Below are 16,008 nucleotides of genomic sequence, written 5' to 3'. Positions count from 1 at the left end.
CCATAAGGTATACCAATTCCAGCGAATCAGCATTACCAAGGGGTCAGGCGATTTTGTAGTGAAAAATAATTAGAAATGCATGTATTTTCTTCGATAGCATTTGGATAACTGGCATAAAAAAACCCCTAGAAAAGGGGTTTAATTTAAGTTTTTTCTAAATACTAGTCGTTGCTAACAACCCATGTTGAGCCAACACCTACATCACTTGCTTGAATGTAGTAAAGCGATTTAGCACCTGCCACAGCTTGTAAGCCAGCAGGATCTGTTTCGAGTAAAGTGCTTGTAGCCGTTACATATTCAAGCACCTCTTTCCCATTTGCTGCTGGATCTTGGTCAATCGCACCATCTGTATCAAACGAGCCGTTACCATTTAAGTTTCTGATTGCAACCCAATCGCCACTTGTATCACCCGATACCCGGCTGTCCATGTAACCAAAGTTGTTGCTTAATACCGACGTATCATGCTTGATTAAATCACAGTCGTATTCAAATGCATGGTCGCTATCAAGCGTATTTGGATAAAATAACCCTTGTGTTAAGGCGCTACTTTCAATGGTATCTGCATCAGTTTGATCACCTAAGCCATTAGCAATAAGGTTGCCATCAAAGTTAATAACAAATGCATTTTTAGTTAAACCATAAAGCACAGGTGCATTATCCACTGTAAGTTCATCACAATCACCCACTGGGGCACGAGAACCTATTTCAGTACTAAACACGATTGGTTGCTGAGAGTTCAAAATCGTGTTGTTTGTTACCGTCAACGTAAAGTCACCCGCCGCGTCTAATACAGCTTGGTTGCCAGAGTTTGGAACACCACCATCAGCTTGAGAGAATGGATTTGCAGTAAATACAATACCACCTGCTTCTTTGTTACCAGAGCGAATACCCGCAATATAATTATTGCTAATAGTATGCCCAAGAGGCGTAATTAATACGCCAGCAGGACGATCGTTAGAGCTTGCAATATCAGTAGTACGAATAATAACGTTATCTGTAACGCTATTAAAACCACCATCCTCTAGTGAAATCCCGCCATTAGGGTTAATAACAGTGTTACCTTTGATAGTTGCACCCGAAGTTTGCACACGCATTAAGCGACGACCAGTTACAAAGTTTTCTACGCGGTTATATTGAATCGTAAAGTTTGCATCGTCAGCTGCATCTGAACCAGTAGTACTTCCCGCATTAATTAAATGAAGGCTTGAGTTACCAAAATTTGGATTCGCACTGGTGCCACTAAATAAATTGTATTGAACAACATGGTCGCTGCCTGATGAAGCAATTTTAATAACGGAACCGTTTTCAGCATTATCACGGTTACTAAATGTATTTCGCTCTATTAGCGCGCCCGTACCTTTGATCATTAACCAGTGGTAAGTCGAATTATTTAACTCGGCTTCATCGCCATCCATTGTATTTTGAGTAAACTCGAAGTTATTACCTTCAGAATAAATAATTGCACTTTCTTCAGTCTCACAAAATGAGCCTGATTTTGTATCTATATTTTTAAACGTAAGCCCTGTTAACGCAGCACCTTCTACCCCTGCGGCAACATGAATACATACTTCCCCGCTAACCACTGGCGTTTGCTCTTCAACAGTGCGAAGCGTTACACCACTAGTCAGTAAAACTTCATCCATATCAGCGTAAACACCGGTATTGAGGCCAACAACATCACCATCAGCAAGGCCGCCACTTACCGCACTTAGTAGCTCTGTTGGTGAGCTAACAAGTTGAGAATAAATAACCGTTTCTAGTGAACCAGTTACAGAACCCTCAAATCCGTCGTTATCGGTGTAAGAAGCACTCACAGAAATAATCGCACCTGAATATGCCGCAGGTGAAAACGTGTTACTGTTTGTATCGGCTACTTCAACTCCATCGGCAAACCAGCTGTAGGTTACATTTGTTTCTTCAATACCATTATTATCTGTTAGTTGCGCTGTCAATTCACCACTAACTAAGTAAGGTGACGTGCCTATAATTGCAATACTACCCGCTTCATCAACCGCAACGGCAGATACGGGAATTGTTTTTTCTGATGTATTATCTTCTACAAAACCATTGTCATCTGTATAAGTTACTTGTACTGATACAGCTTGCCCAATTAATGCAGCCTCTACAATATATTCGCTTTGGGTTGCACCCACTATTTCTTCATCATCAGCGAACCATTGATAAGTAATTTCTCCGGATACGCCATCCATGTCTGTAATATCGGCGCTAAGCGTATTGCCGACTGTCGGTGTGCCACTAATTGCTACATCACCTTGCGCATTAACGCGCGCAACAGGCGTTGTAGCAGCTGAAGTCACAGACTCAGCAAACCCGCGTTCGTCTTCAAACGATGCTGTAACTGTAATCACACGGTTAAACTGTGCTTCTGTAAGGATGAGTGAAGAAAGCACTTCTCCCTCAATAACCACGTCATCTGCTAACCACTCGTACACAACAGTTAAGCTATCAAAGCCGTTTTCGTCTTCAACATTTGCTGTTAGCTCAGAGCCAATAAGTGCATCCCCTGTTATTGTTACACTTGCTGGAAATGCAATGGCGGCAACATCTGAGGTAGGATCTGAAATATGCGACTCGTTAACCCCCCCATCATCGGTGTATTTAGCTTGAGCTGTAATAGCTAAGCCAATTTGATCGTCTGTTAAGGTAAAAGATGCGCTATTAGCACCTTCTATTACTTCGTTATCTGCATACCAAAAATAAGAAACAGTTCCTGATATACCATCAGGATCTGACACGTTTGTTGTTAATGTTTGACCACTTGTGGCTGTCCCTGACAAAGCAATGGCGCCCAATTCGTTGTCATTATTATTTGCGTCAGTGTCACAACCAACTATTGCAGCTGCAATAGCGCATAGTGCAAAGTGTTTTAAATTCATGATGCCTCTATTCTCCATTTTATAGGTTAAATATTTGGCCAGCTATTGTGTGTGTTACCAAATAATCGTACTAGTTGTTACCAAATTTACTTTACTTGAAAATAAATTGTTAACCAACTTGGTCATATAACCATAATAAGTATGATATTTCCAGCTTATTTACTGAATTAAGTGCGGCTTTGCATAAATAAAACATAGGTGGTGAAAGTAGAAATGAAATAAGGTATTTACCAATTGGTTTTACAAAGCCATATAAAAATACAAACGAATACTGAACGAGTTTGTATAATAAAGAGTTCCTAGAACAAGAAGATTTGTAATTAGTTGAGGAGGAAAGTAACAGAGAAAAGCGTTCTCTGTTACTAAATAACCGAAGTGAAGGGTAATGAATTAATTTAGCGCTGACTTGTTAAAATAATCAACCGGTTCAGTTGAACCTAGAGTAACGGGTACTCGTTGATGTAAATCGTCAGGGGCTATCTCTAAAATTCGAGCGCCACGTGAGGTGGCTTTACCGCCTGCATTTTCTACAAGCATTGCAAGTGGATTGGCTTCATATAAAAGTCTAATTTTGCCATTATCATTGCCTACCCGCTTATCTTGCGGGTATAAAAATAAACCACCGCGACATAAGATTCGGTGTACATCGCCAACCATTGCCGCATTCCAACGGATTGAACTTTTTTCAAAGCTTTCAGATGTGTAAAGCAACTTGTCAAAATAGACTTGTGTAGGCTCATCCCAATAACGGTAATTTGCCATATTTACGGCAAACTCACGGCTTTGAGAAGGAATGTGTAACTGTTGGTTTGTTAGTAAATACCCGCCATGTGTTGAGTCAAGCGTATAACAGCGTGTTGGCCCACCGGTGGTCATTACAAGCAATGATGAAGGGCCGTATAATACATAACCTGCACACACTTGGCTTACACCCTTTTGGTTAAACTGCTCATCACTGTCAAAAGGTACGTCATCTCTTGCCAAGTAAATAGTAAATATTGTGCCTATTTGACCATTTACATCAATATTAGAGGAGCCATCGAGCGGATCAAAGGCAACAATAAATGCACCATCAGGGTGGCCACCTACCGCGTGATCTTCTTCCTCAGAGGCCACTGTTCTGACCGAACTGTCTTCAAGAAGAATATCTTTAAGCAATTGATTGGCAATAATATCTAGTTTTTTTTGAACTTCACCCTGAATGTTTTCATTCATTGTGGAGCCTAGCACCCCTGCAAGTTCACCTTGACCAACCCTAAACGCAATCTCTTTACTTGTGGCTAAAATGGTACGGATAAGCAAAATTAAATCCGTTCTTACACCGTCTTCTTTTAATACTGTATTTAGTCTTTTCATGAGCTATACCGATTTACACAATTAAGATCTTTAAAGCATTGGGTTAGTCTAGAAACCATATGCTGCTCAGAGTGGCGAAGCCACACGCGTGGGTCGTAGTACTTTTTATTTGGTTTATCGTCACCGCTGGGGTTACCAATTTGACCTTGCAAGTAGTCCTGGTTGGTGTTGTAGTAATCTAAAATACCCTTCCAACATGCCCACTGCGTATCGGTATCAATATTCATTTTAACTACACCATACGTTAATGACTCCGCAATTTTTTCTTCCTCAGAGCCACTGCCACCATGAAACACAAAGTTAATTGAATTACTTGGTAAATTGAATTTTTTAGACACGTAAGCTTGTGAGTCTTTTAAAATAGTAGGTGTGAGTACAACGTTTCCTGGTTTATATACGCCGTGAACATTGCCAAAAGACGCAGCAATAATAAAATTAGGGCTAATAGCAGTTAAGCGTTCAAATGCGTAAGCCACATCTTCTGGCTGAGTATAAAGCGCTGAACTATCAAGGTGTGAGTTATCAACACCATCTTCTTCTCCGCCTGTACAACCAAGCTCAATTTCTAGTGTCATCCCGATTTTAGCCATGCGTGCTAAGTAGCGCTCACATATTTCTATGTTTTCTTCTAAAGACTCTTCAGATAAATCAATCATATGCGAACTAAACAGCGGCTTGCCTGTCAATCTAAAATGCCTTTCGCCTTCATCTAACAAACCATCTATCCATGGCAATAGTTTTTTAGCGGCGTGATCGGTATGAAGCATAACAGGCACTTCGTAATGTGCCGCAACACTGTGAACATATCTTGCCGCGCTCACAGCACCAAGAATTGCACCTTGTTGTTCAGGCAATGAAAGCCCTTTACCACAAAAAAACTGTGCTCCGCCATTAGAAAGTTGAATAATAACTGGCGACTTCATTTTTTTAGCCGTTTCTAAAGTTGCATTAATAGAGGTTGTGCTAACCACATTAACCGCAGGCAGTGCATACTGATTAGCACGCGCATGATCATATATTGCACTTACCTCGTCACCCACTATTACACCTGGTAAAATAGTTGGAGATAAATCATTCATTTTAGCGCTCCCTCCTATTTGATTGCTTGAATGCATGAATCAGTAATAGCTTGCCAATTTTCTTGTGCAACCCATTCCTTTTTAGCAACCCAAGTTCCACCCACTGCAAATACGTTATTTAAAGAAAGATAATCCATTTTATTACTTTCACTTACCCCACCCGTTGGGCAAAAGCTAACTGCTCTAAACACACTTGATACAGCTGATACAAATGGCGCTCCTCCAGCAAGTGAAGCTGGGAATAACTTTTGCTCCTCAAAACCATATTCTAACGCCATTAAAATATCACCGGTATTTGATACGCCAGGTAAAACAGGCACCCCACACTTTGCTAACGCGCTAAGTAATTTAGGGGATACTGCTGGGGTAACAATAAAATCAGAACCAGCATCAATTGCTTGCTGCAAAATAGTTTCGTTAATAACGGTACCTGCGCCAACTTTAAGCTCTGGGACTTGCTCTTTAATCGCTTTTAAAGCATCAATTGAGGCGTCTGTTCTCAGCACAACTTCAACCAAAGTAAGGCCTGCTTTAGCCATTGCTTTTGCAATTTTTACACCCTGCTCTGGTGTATCAGCTTGAATTATAGGTAGCAGTGTTTGCCCTGACATAAGTTCAGAAAAGCGAGTCATAACGTTGTTCCTTTATTTTAAGTAATTTGGCCGAGGTATGGAGGCCTTAAATTTTATTAAATGCCAGCTTCAACCATCGCCTGTTGAAAAACATCTTTTGGTGCAATGGCACCCGGTTGTTGAATAACAGCTCCGGCTGCTTTGGCGCCCAATTGCACTGCATCTGCAATTGGCTTACCTGAAAGTCGAGCGCCTAAATAGACTCCGTTAAAGGCATCGCCCGCGGATGTTGTATCTATAACTGTAGTAACAGGTATTATTGTGTGACTTTGAAGTGTATTGTCTAATTGTGTAATAACAGACTCAGGACCATTTTTAACAACGATCTCATTAATTTGATATGGTTTTAAGTATTCGATGACCGCCTCAACACTATGCACATTATAGAGTGTTGTTAAATCTTCAACCCCTGGAAGGGTTACATCGGCAATACTAAACGCTAAATGGTACTGCGCTTTAGTGTCTTCAACACTCTCCCACAAACGGGGTCGGTAATTAGGATCGAATACAATTTTTACACCATCGTCTTTAAGTTGCTTTAAAACATCCCAAAACTGGTCGCGTGATGTTTTATCTATAATCGCTAAAGATATTCCTGAAAAAAAGAACATGTCACCTTGGCATAGTTGGCTAACACAATCGGGGGTTAAAAATTCAACGGTTTTTTTTGCTGCTGAATCATTGCGCCAGTAAATAAAGCTTCGTTCGCCATGTTCATCTGTCTCAATGTAATACATACCAGGCACTTTGCTTTCGTGACTAAATACGAGCTGTGTATCAAGTTGCTCACTTTCAAAGCGTTCGCGCATTTTTATACTTAGGTTGTCTTGCCCTAAAGCCGTAATTACAGATGTTCCTACTTCAGGAAAACAGCGTTTCAAATATACAGCTGAATTATATACATCGCCTGCAAAAGATTGATGTAACGTAGCAGCGCTCATAGCCCTGAGCTCTACCATGCATTCACCCATAAAATAAATAGTATTCATTTTTGAAAGTATCCTTTGTAACTAACTGCTATGCGCAGACACTGGCGTGTTGGCATAGCAGTTGAAGCAGATTAATCAGGCTTTTTAAGGGGTTCGATTTTAGGAATTAAAATCCATACAGCCGCCATAGCAATAATGGCAAGTGATGCACCAATTATGAATGCCGGAGCATAATTACCATCAGCAGTTAATATTGGTACCAGTGAAGTAAGGCCTACCGCACCCAGTTTTGCAGCCATGCCTGAAAAACCAGACAAGGTACCGACCGCCTTTTTACCTAGTAAGTCACTTGGTAAAGTTTGGACATTACCAATAGCGGTTTGAAAACCGAACAGAATAACAGCCATTATAAGAACAGCCGTAGTTGGGCCACCTGGGTTTGCCATAGCTAATAATGCAGGGAGCATAATTAAACAGCCAATCGTAATTGTCAGCTTACGGGTTTTATCTGTATTCCAACCCGATTTAAGTCTGTTTTGAGCCAATAGACCTCCAAACCATGCGCCAAACATTGCACCTACGTAAGGAACCCAACCATATATACCAATAGATTTAACGTCCATTGCATATACTTCGTTTAAGTAAATTGGTATCCAAAAAACAAATAACCACCAAATAGGATCTATCGCTGCTGATGCAATAATGACACCCCAGCTTTGTTTACGAGAAAGCAACTCGCCAGTAGAAGGGTTGTACTCTTCTTCGTCTTCGCTCGTTACGTCGCCGTTGTCATCAACACGTCTTTGACCGGTTAAAATATATTCGCGCTCTTCTTCGCTTATCCAAGGGTGAGAGCCCGGTGGCGCTTTCACTAAAATCAACCACGGAACTAACCATAGAAAACCCAAGGCACCAACAAAAACAAACACCATTTGCCAGCTAAAATATACCGTTAAGTAAGCAATTAATGGAATTGCTATAATGCCACCAATTGCAGCACCTGAGTTAAAAATACCCTGTGCAAGGGCACGTTCTTTAGTAGGGAACCATTCAGCATTACCCTTGGCTGCTCCTGGCCAGTTACCGGCTTCAGCTACACCTAAAATGGCACGAAAAATACTTAGACTTAAAACACCTTGCGCAAATGCATGAGCAATTGTTGCCAACGACCACACACCAATTGATAACACAAAACCAAAACGGGTACCCACCCAGTCGAATATTTTACCAAAAATGGCTTGGCCAAATGCGTAGGCAAATACAAACACTATAGAAATGTTTGCGTAAATTTGTTTACGTTCTAATGCAGATTCATCAGGAAATAGTTCTTCTACAATATCTGGCCAAAGTACACTTAGTGCTTGGCGGTCAATGTAATTTATGATGGTTGCTAACGCGATTAACGCAATAACCCACCAGCGTAAGCCTTTAAGTTGCATAATTATTCCTCAAGAAAGTCTTCACGGGCTGGACTAAAGGTATCGATTAAAATACCACCTGTTGGGCACGTAGCGCCATGATCGGCAAATGGAGGAATAAAACAGCTATCACCCGGTTTCAAAATTTCAGTTACACCGTCAATATTAAAGTGAAACTCGCCTTCAACTACGTAGGTTACTTGTGAGTGTCTATGCGCATGGTTATAACCAATTGCGCCTTTTTCAAACCAAATTTTAACGGCCATTAGTTCTTCGTTAAATCCTAACATTTGACGCTTTAAACCATTGCCTAGATCTTCAATTTCAGTTTTGTCACCAAATGAAAAATGTGCACTTTGCTTTTGCATCCTAATTACTCCTAATTATTCTTCAACGCATAAACGCCAAGTCGGTCGCTTAAGGTGAATGACTTATTTTTAAATGTGAAATCGTTTTTAGCTGCGCTTTGTGACTTATTAATTGCAACTAAATATGGCGTATTCTTTACGTTTAGTTCAACAAGTATTAAGTCACCCTGTGTGCTGTACGTTAACTCTGAAACACGGCTAACAGCCTCTAATGTGTATTCTTTGCTTGGGTTATATTCACCATGAGGCTCTAGAACAGACACAAACGTGTGTTGTTTTTGCCCTTCTACGCGACGAATAAAACCGTTTTCGTTGCGTAGGTTAAAGTTAGGGTCATTTGCGCCTATTTGAGTAAATAAAAATAACTCGTCGCCGTTAACTAGGCTTGTTTGTGTATAGAAGCGGCCATTATCATTTAACCATGTTACCTTTGCTAACCCCTTTTCAGGCGTTGCTTGTCCTTTTAACCATAGGTGTTGATAACCATTGCTTTCACCTAGAGCCTTTAGCTGATTTGTATTAGCACGTAAGCTAAAGTTGGTATCAATCAATTGGCCTTTATAGTGTAAAGGCAAATCAAATTGATGCGCTTTATTTGCATCTATATCGAACACGTCAAGTGCTACAGTGCTTTCTAACCCTGGTAAGTTAACAAGTGCTAAAATACGTTTTAATTCAATCCCTTTGTAGGCTGTGGTTATTTCCCCACTTGCGACAGTGCCAAACTCATTGGTTTCAAAAAAGTTAAGCTTAGGATAGTTATTATTTCCTACTTCTACATTGGCATTAAAGTGAGATGTTTCATCTACAACAACAGTGTTATGCGCAACAGTATGTTTTGCATAGGTTTCGTTCTCTGGAAGATAACGGCCACCATACTTAGCCTCTACATTTAAAAAACGTGCTGCGCCGTAGTCAGATACAATTTCGTTACCATGGTCGTAAAACTGCCATGTAAGCTTATCAAAGTGACCATGACCTAAACCTTGTGCAGCAGGTTTAAACAAAAGGGCTTGATCGCCGCCTACCTTAGTTCGCATAACCACTAAAGCGCCTTGCTTTCCATCGTTACCGTCGCCAAAGGCAACTGATTTGAATATGTATGGCGTTTCATTCTTATCATCTAGCGCTTGAGCCACCTTTAAACCGTCGCCTGTAAGGACTACCTGATCTTGATACTTAGCAATGTCTAGGTAACCCGCATCGTTAGTTAAACCATAAGCAGCCGTTACGCCTTGTACTAATTCAATCGTGTCAATACCTTTACTTTTTATGGCATCGTTAATCGGGAAGAACAAACCGTTATAACTAAGCTGAATAGTGGTATCAATTGCTTTTAGTAAAATGCCATCGCGGTAATCAAAAATTTTTCTTTGTGGCTCATTGTTTTCAATTGCTTTTGCAAAGGTAACAAACGGCAGTAATGCAAAACGTTGATAATAAGGTCCTTCGTTGTAATAGCCTTGTGGAGAAAACAGCATTTCTAATTGCTTAATGAAACCACCTTTGCCCGATTTGTTTAAATCATAGAGTGATTTTTCTACCCACTCAGGTTCATCTAACACATAACCTGCCATACCCACGCCTGCAGTAGCCCAGGTACCATGGTTATGCACTTTATTAAATGTTGAAGGCTGACCTACTGACGTAAACAATGAAACAGGACGTAATAAATCGCCTTCTATCACTTTTTTATTTTCATCACTTAGCGAATCATGAATTAAGTCGTATGCCTGAATTGTATAAACAAGCCACATTGCTTCATTCAAGCTTTGCCAAAAAAACTTACCTGGGTTTTGAGAATTCATTTTACGTTTTGGGTGTAACCCTAGCGTAGGGTAAAGCTCAGCGTATTGAAGCAACATATCGCGCACATAATTTGCGTATTTATCATCTTGGCTTAATTGATAAATAATCCCAGCGTTATACATTAACTGGTAGTTCTTTTTATGACGTTCGTGCGTATAGCCGCCCCCACCATCTTTAGGCACGGGCACCGTAATAGGTTGCGTTATTTGCTTATCTACTTGCGTTTTTAAATTTTTATATGCCGCTGTAAACTGCCCTTCGCCCTTTATTGCTTGGCGCATAAGTTTTACGTCGTCAACAGTAATAACCAGATTTGGATGCGATGCTGCACTCACAACTGACGACAATAATAATGAAAATAAAGCTAAAATAGCGGCTTGTATGTGTGTATTTCGTTTAAATAAATTCATTAGTTCAAAGCGCCTTATTTATCACGTTGTTATCTTCAAGTATTGCGGTGTGAGGGCCTGCGACTCTAAGCTCTTTAACACTTGGGGCGGATGTTGCATCAAATGTGTTGCGCGATACCTCAGTGATTGGCTCGCCAACAGTGTGCTCAATTACAACGGGGGCTGAATTAACAAATGCGTTATTTTCAATTTCAGTTACCTGCACTCCATGAACATAAATACTGGCCTTTTCTTTATTGCGTTTTCCAAGGCCAACATTATTTAGCGTGTTGTTTTTCATTTCAAAGTGAGGGCCAAATGTACTCTCATCTGAGCCGCCTCGGTATAGCTTTAGCAAGCCGCCTTTTACATCATTAAAGTTATTACCAATAACAGTAACGTATTCAGCGTTATAAATACCTAGGTCTTCTATTTCTGTGTTAAGGCGTAATATGTCACCGGTTACGTTGTTAAAAGTATTATTTGTTAGTGTAATTTCATCAGCCATTGCACCTTTACCCGTTACAAAAAAGTGAAACGAGTGATTAATATCTAACTTAATTAACTGCGAGTTACGGATTTCAAAACGGTAGTTATCGACCATACCCCATTTTTGAGTACGAACTACACTGTTGCCTATGGCATCGGGTGCGCTTTCACCAGAGATAACTAAACCATCTAACTTTAAGCTACCGCCATCGTGAATTTCAAATAATGTAGAACGCTGGTAAGTAAGCTTAGCTTTACCTGGGTTTTTAGCTTTAATAGTAAGTGCTTTACTAATCTTAATAAGTTTTGATACATCGTATTGGCCATCAGCAAGCGCTAGCACATCTCCAGATTGGGCGTTATTAATTGCATTAAGTAAGTCGCTTACATTTGCTTTAACTTGATGCGTTTTACCTGAGTCAAACTCAACAACCTGCGCTATTTTTGGATACCAACTGACGCCGGTATCGTCCTTTTTTAGCACCGTTAAACCACGTTTCGCACCTGCTTTCATTTTACTTGATTTAGGGTAAAGTAAGCCGTTACTTGCTTTGCTAAGTGTTACATTTTGCTTTTTAACACCATAAGCAAGCTCTTTTAATACCGTGGTATTTGCAACGTTGTTGGTCAAAGCAATACCACTTACATCATCAAATGCAGTAAATGGCTGCTCGCCATTTTGATTAATAATCAGGTTATTTTTCATTACGCTGTTAATAGGTGCTGCACTTCGCTCTGCATCACTACCTGCAGCAAGTTGTACATGGCTTACATTTACAAAGGTGTTGTTTTCTATGGTTGCATTTTCAACTTGGTGGTAACGGTTAATTGGCGAGTTTGGTACACCGTTCATCACGGTAAACCCGCTACCAAATCGGTAACCTGTGAGCCCTTCAAGGTAGTTATTTCTTACAACTTGGTCTTTATTGATAATACGAATACCGCCAGTGTGGTCTGCGCCATTACCAAAGAAAATGTTCTCTTCAATTACATTGCCATTACCATGGCGAAGGGTTAACGTACCGCGAGATTCAAAAAATACGTTATTACGAATTTGGTTTTTACCTGATTTTACCGAGATGATTTCTACTTCACCGTTAGTGCGTTCAAAATAATTGTTTTCAACTACTGTAAATGAATCACTTAGTGAGTAATGACTGGTGCCAATACGCAGGGTTTCACCACCATTAGAGCCAAAAGTAGGACGGTAACCAAAAAAGTTATGATCTATTTGATGATAATTTTGCTGGCTTTGTTCGCTATTTAATCTTACAGCAACCGTAACACCTTTATTTCTTTTACCTACTAGGTGACTATGATCAAATCGGTTGTGTTGGCCATACAACGCTACCCAGTAATCTGACTCTCGTTTATCTGGATTATTATAATTATCGATTACAACATTGGTAACTCGTGAATGGTAAGCTAACTCTTTTTTATTGCGACGAAACTCTATTATCGCTGAACTTGGCGTATAACCCTCTTTGAAAACTAAGCCCGAAACCTCAAGGTACTGGCCCGCAAGACGAAGATTAGATTGGCCTGATAAAATAACCTTGCCGTGTGTTTCGGCTGTTAACGTAATAGGTGCATTTTTTGTGCCTTGACCTTGTAATAAAATTTCGAAATCAAGCCAAGTTCCATCTTTAAGAACAACGTTATCGCCTGCAACTAAGTTTGCCGCAATATCGTTAAAATCCTGTTTGTTGTCTACAAAATAATCTTTGGCCGCTATTTGTGTAGATAGGCAACCGATGAGAACTAGACTAAGCTTTATTGTACTAATCAAACGCATAGTTAACTCTTTTTCGTTGTGACTAAGTAAATGCGCTGTCAGGGGTTACTGTGCTGACAATACATAAAGACTTAAATCGATTGGTGTCATGTGTGTTTGAGCGCTTTAAATTAAAAACCTAAAGCGCTTTAGAGCTAAAAATTACTTTTCTAGTTTTTTGAAGTAATCGAAAATTTCTGGCACGTTACCTTGGCCCATACCTGCGTCAAATGCTGCTTGTAAGTTAGCAGACGACCCTTCAGCAATTTTTGATTGAGTACCTAAGTCTTCAACCATTTGTAAAAAATAACCAAGGTCTTTATTTGCATTAGCAATAGAAAAGCCAAGGTCGCTTACGTTGTCTACTGCATAGTTTTTACAAAAATGCATGAATGGAGAATTTGACGGGCCGGTAGACATAATGTCGAACAACTGTTGACGGTCAACACCTGCAAGTTCTGCAACTGCAAATGCCTGTGACATTGCACATACTGTGGTCATCCCCATAAAGTTATTGATCAGCTTTGTCGTGTGGCCAGCACCTAAATCACCTAAGTGAAAAACGTTCTCGCCTTGATCTTCTAACACTGACTTCACTTTGTTAAAAGTTGCCATGTCGCCAGAAGCCATAATATTTAATAAACCATCTTTTGCATGTGCAGGTGTACGACCAAGCGGTGCGTCAATCATACCAGCACCTTTTGCAGCTAAATCAGCGCCAATTTTTTTAGTTGAAGATGGAATTGATGTACCAAAGTCAACAAGTACTGCGCCTTCTTTAATGCCCGCTAAAATACCGTCGTCAGCGTAAACTATTTTTTCAACAACAGCTGACGTTGTTAGACAAAGCATTACAATATCTGCACCTGAAGCTAGTTCCTTTGCTGTGCTTGCTGTTTTTGCGCCTCGAGCGACACATGCAGCAACTGCATCCTTACTCAAATCCATAACAATCAGCTCATAGCCTTTGTTTTGTAAATTTTCGGCCATATTGCCGCCCATAAGGCCTAGACCGATGAAACCGATTACAGGTTTTGACATGAATAACTCCTAGATATGATGGCGCAAACTTTTATGAGAGTGAGTGAGTAATTATTTACCCCATAAAATAGGTACGCTCTGTCTTTATTTAATTCAGTAGAGCCACTTTATTAGATAAATAAAATAAGGTTTGTACTTTTTAAAGTAAGTAAAATAGCTTGTCTAACTCTCATTAAACACAGCATTTTTTACCTCTTATTTACTTATATAATCATGTGTAACTCTGATTATTTACTAAGCCATTTAGCAACAACGCTTAGGAGGTTACCAATTGGTATGTAAAAACATTATTACCAAACGCCTTTATTGTCAACCAATAAGTTATTTTTGTAAGCTGGGGAGTTACAACCAAAAGTTAATAGAAATAATATAATTCAATAAATACAATATGATAAAAACTATTAAATTAAATTTTCATATCAAAACAATTTTAAATAATATTTAAACGAATAGGCCTTGGGAGGTTGACCAATAAGCACAAATAATTGGCTAACCAGCCATATGAAAAGCCCAAATTGGTAATTAAGTTAAACTGTTAACCCATATATCAACAACAGATGATTCAATTCGACAGACTTTAATATTAAAGAAAGCTTTTTTGCTTGTAATACACATTTCCTGCCCTCATATAATTTAAAACTTATAAAATAATCAGCTGTCTCTAAATATGTTTTTAGAAATCGATATAGCCGATGAATTACATCAAAATAAAGCCTGAGGTTCCTTAAATGCGCTTATTACACACTATGCTTCGCGTTGCTGATTTAGAAAAATCTATCGCGTTTTACACCCACATTCTCGGCATGAAAGAGCTTAGACGCTCTGAAAATGAAGAGTACCGCTACACCTTGGCTTTTGTTGGTTATGGCGATGAAAAAGATACAACGGTACTTGAGCTCACATATAACTGGGATCAAGATAACTATAGCCAAGGTGATGCCTACGGACACATCGCAATTGAATTTGATGATATATACAAAGCATGCGATGACATAAAAGCTGCTGGTGGTAATGTAAGCCGAGAGCCCGGTCCAGTTAAAGGTGGAACAACTCAAATTGCATTTGTTAAAGACCCTGATGGGTATTCAATAGAGCTTATTCAGAAAAAGTCATAAATAATCACGGGTGGTATTTTACCCATAAAAAAAGGTGCCTTGAGCACCTTTATCGTAATTGACTGTCTTTACTACCACGGCGATTAAACGCGTTAGAATTACTTGGTAGCCCTTCTAATTCCGCTTGGCATGAAATGCAGTAGCGCACGCCTGGCAACGCTAACCTTCTTGCTTGTGGTATCGTCTCGTCACACTCATCACAAAGCTCAGCGCTCGCTCCTGAAATTAGGTTACTTCTTGCGTATTGCACTGCATCATTAACACTAGCATCTATTTGATCTTGAATTGCGCCATCACGCGCCCATCCACTTGCCATAAATCCTCCTCATTCTTTGGAAGTTTTATACATGCTAACAAGTAGAATATTTATTAGCCCTGAATAAAAAATACAGATACTTTAATTAATACCAATTCGCTTAATTTATTGAGTTATTTTGAGGGTAGAAAAATGTTTTAGTAGCAAGGCAAAAAATCGTTCTTTATTTTTTCTAAATAAGAGTTTTTAACGTGGGTTGTGACACGTTTAGCTCAGCAAAATGATTAAGTATTATTGCGGGTTGATATAAATGTTTTTAGAGCTGTGATCTGATAGAGCTAAATATTTAACTTTGAAAGGTAATTTATATATGACTATGGGAAATGCTTTGTGAGGTATGTTTAAATCTTAATAACACTGACCTACTTTAGAAAAGTAAATGCGTCCCCAAGAGAT

The 16,008-nt window shown here is 39.5% G+C and carries 12 protein-coding genes; 1 reads left to right on the top strand and 11 read right to left on the bottom strand.

Annotated features, from left to right (window positions below):
* Nucleotides 1-161 precede the first annotated feature (161 nt).
* From ATS71_RS06665 to ATS71_RS06620, 10 genes are all read right to left on the bottom strand, one after another.
* Complete coding sequence (locus tag ATS71_RS06665) at nucleotides 162-2,897, bottom strand: hypothetical protein (protein ID WP_058404119.1); 2,736 nt, start codon at nucleotides 2,895-2,897, stop codon at nucleotides 162-164.
* A gap of 390 nt (nucleotides 2,898-3,287) precedes the next feature.
* Nucleotides 3,288-4,253 (bottom strand): class 1 fructose-bisphosphatase, encoded by a 966-nt coding sequence (locus ATS71_RS06660; RefSeq protein WP_058404118.1) that lies wholly within the window; start codon nucleotides 4,251-4,253, stop codon nucleotides 3,288-3,290.
* Nucleotides 4,250-5,332 carry a class II fructose-bisphosphate aldolase gene (gene fbaA, locus ATS71_RS06655; protein WP_058404117.1) on the bottom strand — a complete coding sequence of 361 codons (1,083 nt, stop codon included), beginning with the start codon at nucleotides 5,330-5,332 and terminating at the stop codon, nucleotides 4,250-4,252. Before fbaA ends, ATS71_RS06660 begins: the two co-directional genes overlap by 4 nt.
* A gap of 14 nt (nucleotides 5,333-5,346) precedes the next feature.
* Nucleotides 5,347-5,964 (bottom strand): bifunctional 4-hydroxy-2-oxoglutarate aldolase/2-dehydro-3-deoxy-phosphogluconate aldolase, encoded by a 618-nt coding sequence (gene eda / locus ATS71_RS06650; RefSeq protein WP_058404116.1) that lies wholly within the window; start codon nucleotides 5,962-5,964, stop codon nucleotides 5,347-5,349.
* A 56-nt stretch (nucleotides 5,965-6,020) separates the two neighbouring features.
* On the bottom strand, nucleotides 6,021-6,953 hold the full coding sequence (locus tag ATS71_RS06645) for a sugar kinase (RefSeq protein WP_058404115.1): 933 nt from the start codon (nucleotides 6,951-6,953) through the stop codon (nucleotides 6,021-6,023).
* 71 nt (nucleotides 6,954-7,024) lie between these two features.
* Nucleotides 7,025-8,332: an MFS transporter gene (locus ATS71_RS06640; RefSeq protein WP_058404114.1), complete on the bottom strand. Its 1,308-nt coding sequence runs from the start codon at nucleotides 8,330-8,332 to the stop codon at nucleotides 7,025-7,027.
* A 2-nt stretch (nucleotides 8,333-8,334) separates the two neighbouring features.
* A complete protein-coding gene (locus ATS71_RS06635; protein WP_058404113.1) occupies nucleotides 8,335-8,679 on the bottom strand; it encodes a cupin domain-containing protein in 345 nt (114 codons plus the stop codon).
* 11 nt (nucleotides 8,680-8,690) lie between these two features.
* Nucleotides 8,691-10,898, bottom strand: coding sequence for a heparinase II/III domain-containing protein (locus tag ATS71_RS06630; RefSeq protein ID WP_058404112.1), 2,208 nt, complete (start codon nucleotides 10,896-10,898; stop codon nucleotides 8,691-8,693).
* Nucleotides 10,899-10,902: 4 nt separating this feature from the next.
* Nucleotides 10,903-13,161, bottom strand: coding sequence for a polysaccharide lyase 6 family protein (locus ATS71_RS06625; RefSeq protein WP_058404111.1), 2,259 nt, complete (start codon nucleotides 13,159-13,161; stop codon nucleotides 10,903-10,905).
* Between the two features lie 141 nt (nucleotides 13,162-13,302).
* Complete coding sequence (locus ATS71_RS06620; RefSeq protein ID WP_008131457.1) at nucleotides 13,303-14,181, bottom strand: NAD(P)-dependent oxidoreductase; 879 nt, start codon at nucleotides 14,179-14,181, stop codon at nucleotides 13,303-13,305.
* A gap of 728 nt (nucleotides 14,182-14,909) precedes the next feature.
* On the opposite strand from ATS71_RS06620, the gene gloA reads away from it, so the two are divergent.
* The gene (gene gloA / locus ATS71_RS06615) at nucleotides 14,910-15,296 is read left to right on the top strand and encodes a lactoylglutathione lyase (protein WP_058404110.1); all 387 of its coding nucleotides are present in this window, start codon (nucleotides 14,910-14,912) and stop codon (nucleotides 15,294-15,296) included.
* A gap of 49 nt (nucleotides 15,297-15,345) precedes the next feature.
* On the opposite strand, the gene ATS71_RS06610 is transcribed toward gloA, so the two are convergent.
* Nucleotides 15,346-15,612, bottom strand: a complete 267-nt coding sequence (locus ATS71_RS06610) for a DksA/TraR family C4-type zinc finger protein (RefSeq protein WP_058404109.1) — start codon at nucleotides 15,610-15,612, stop codon at nucleotides 15,346-15,348.
* Between the last annotated feature and the right edge of the window lie 396 nt (nucleotides 15,613-16,008).

The organism is Pseudoalteromonas sp. H71, from assembly GCF_001468485.1.
In the GTDB taxonomy this organism is placed as follows: domain Bacteria; phylum Pseudomonadota; class Gammaproteobacteria; order Enterobacterales; family Alteromonadaceae; genus Pseudoalteromonas.
This window is presented reverse-complemented; position numbering and strand designations above follow the sequence as displayed.

Excerpts from the sequence above, each read along its gene's own strand:
- fbaA (WP_058404117.1), bottom strand. The coding sequence starts at position 5,332 with ATGAATGATTTATCTCCAACTATTTTACCAGGTGTAATAGTGGGTGAC.
- eda (WP_058404116.1), bottom strand. The coding sequence starts at position 5,964 with ATGACTCGCTTTTCTGAACTTATGTCAGGGCAAACACTGCTACCTATA.
- ATS71_RS06645 (WP_058404115.1), bottom strand. The coding sequence starts at position 6,953 with ATGAATACTATTTATTTTATGGGTGAATGCATGGTAGAGCTCAGGGCT.
- ATS71_RS06630 (WP_058404112.1), bottom strand. The coding sequence starts at position 10,898 with ATGAATTTATTTAAACGAAATACACACATACAAGCCGCTATTTTAGCT.
- ATS71_RS06640 (WP_058404114.1), bottom strand. The coding sequence starts at position 8,332 with ATGCAACTTAAAGGCTTACGCTGGTGGGTTATTGCGTTAATCGCGTTA.
- gloA (WP_058404110.1), top strand. The coding sequence starts at position 14,910 with ATGCGCTTATTACACACTATGCTTCGCGTTGCTGATTTAGAAAAATCT.
- ATS71_RS06610 (WP_058404109.1), bottom strand. The coding sequence starts at position 15,612 with ATGGCAAGTGGATGGGCGCGTGATGGCGCAATTCAAGATCAAATAGAT.
- ATS71_RS06665 (WP_058404119.1), bottom strand. The coding sequence starts at position 2,897 with ATGAATTTAAAACACTTTGCACTATGCGCTATTGCAGCTGCAATAGTT.
- ATS71_RS06625 (WP_058404111.1), bottom strand. The coding sequence starts at position 13,161 with ATGCGTTTGATTAGTACAATAAAGCTTAGTCTAGTTCTCATCGGTTGC.
- ATS71_RS06660 (WP_058404118.1), bottom strand. The coding sequence starts at position 4,253 with ATGAAAAGACTAAATACAGTATTAAAAGAAGACGGTGTAAGAACGGAT.
- ATS71_RS06635 (WP_058404113.1), bottom strand. The coding sequence starts at position 8,679 with ATGCAAAAGCAAAGTGCACATTTTTCATTTGGTGACAAAACTGAAATT.
- ATS71_RS06620 (WP_008131457.1), bottom strand. The coding sequence starts at position 14,181 with ATGTCAAAACCTGTAATCGGTTTCATCGGTCTAGGCCTTATGGGCGGC.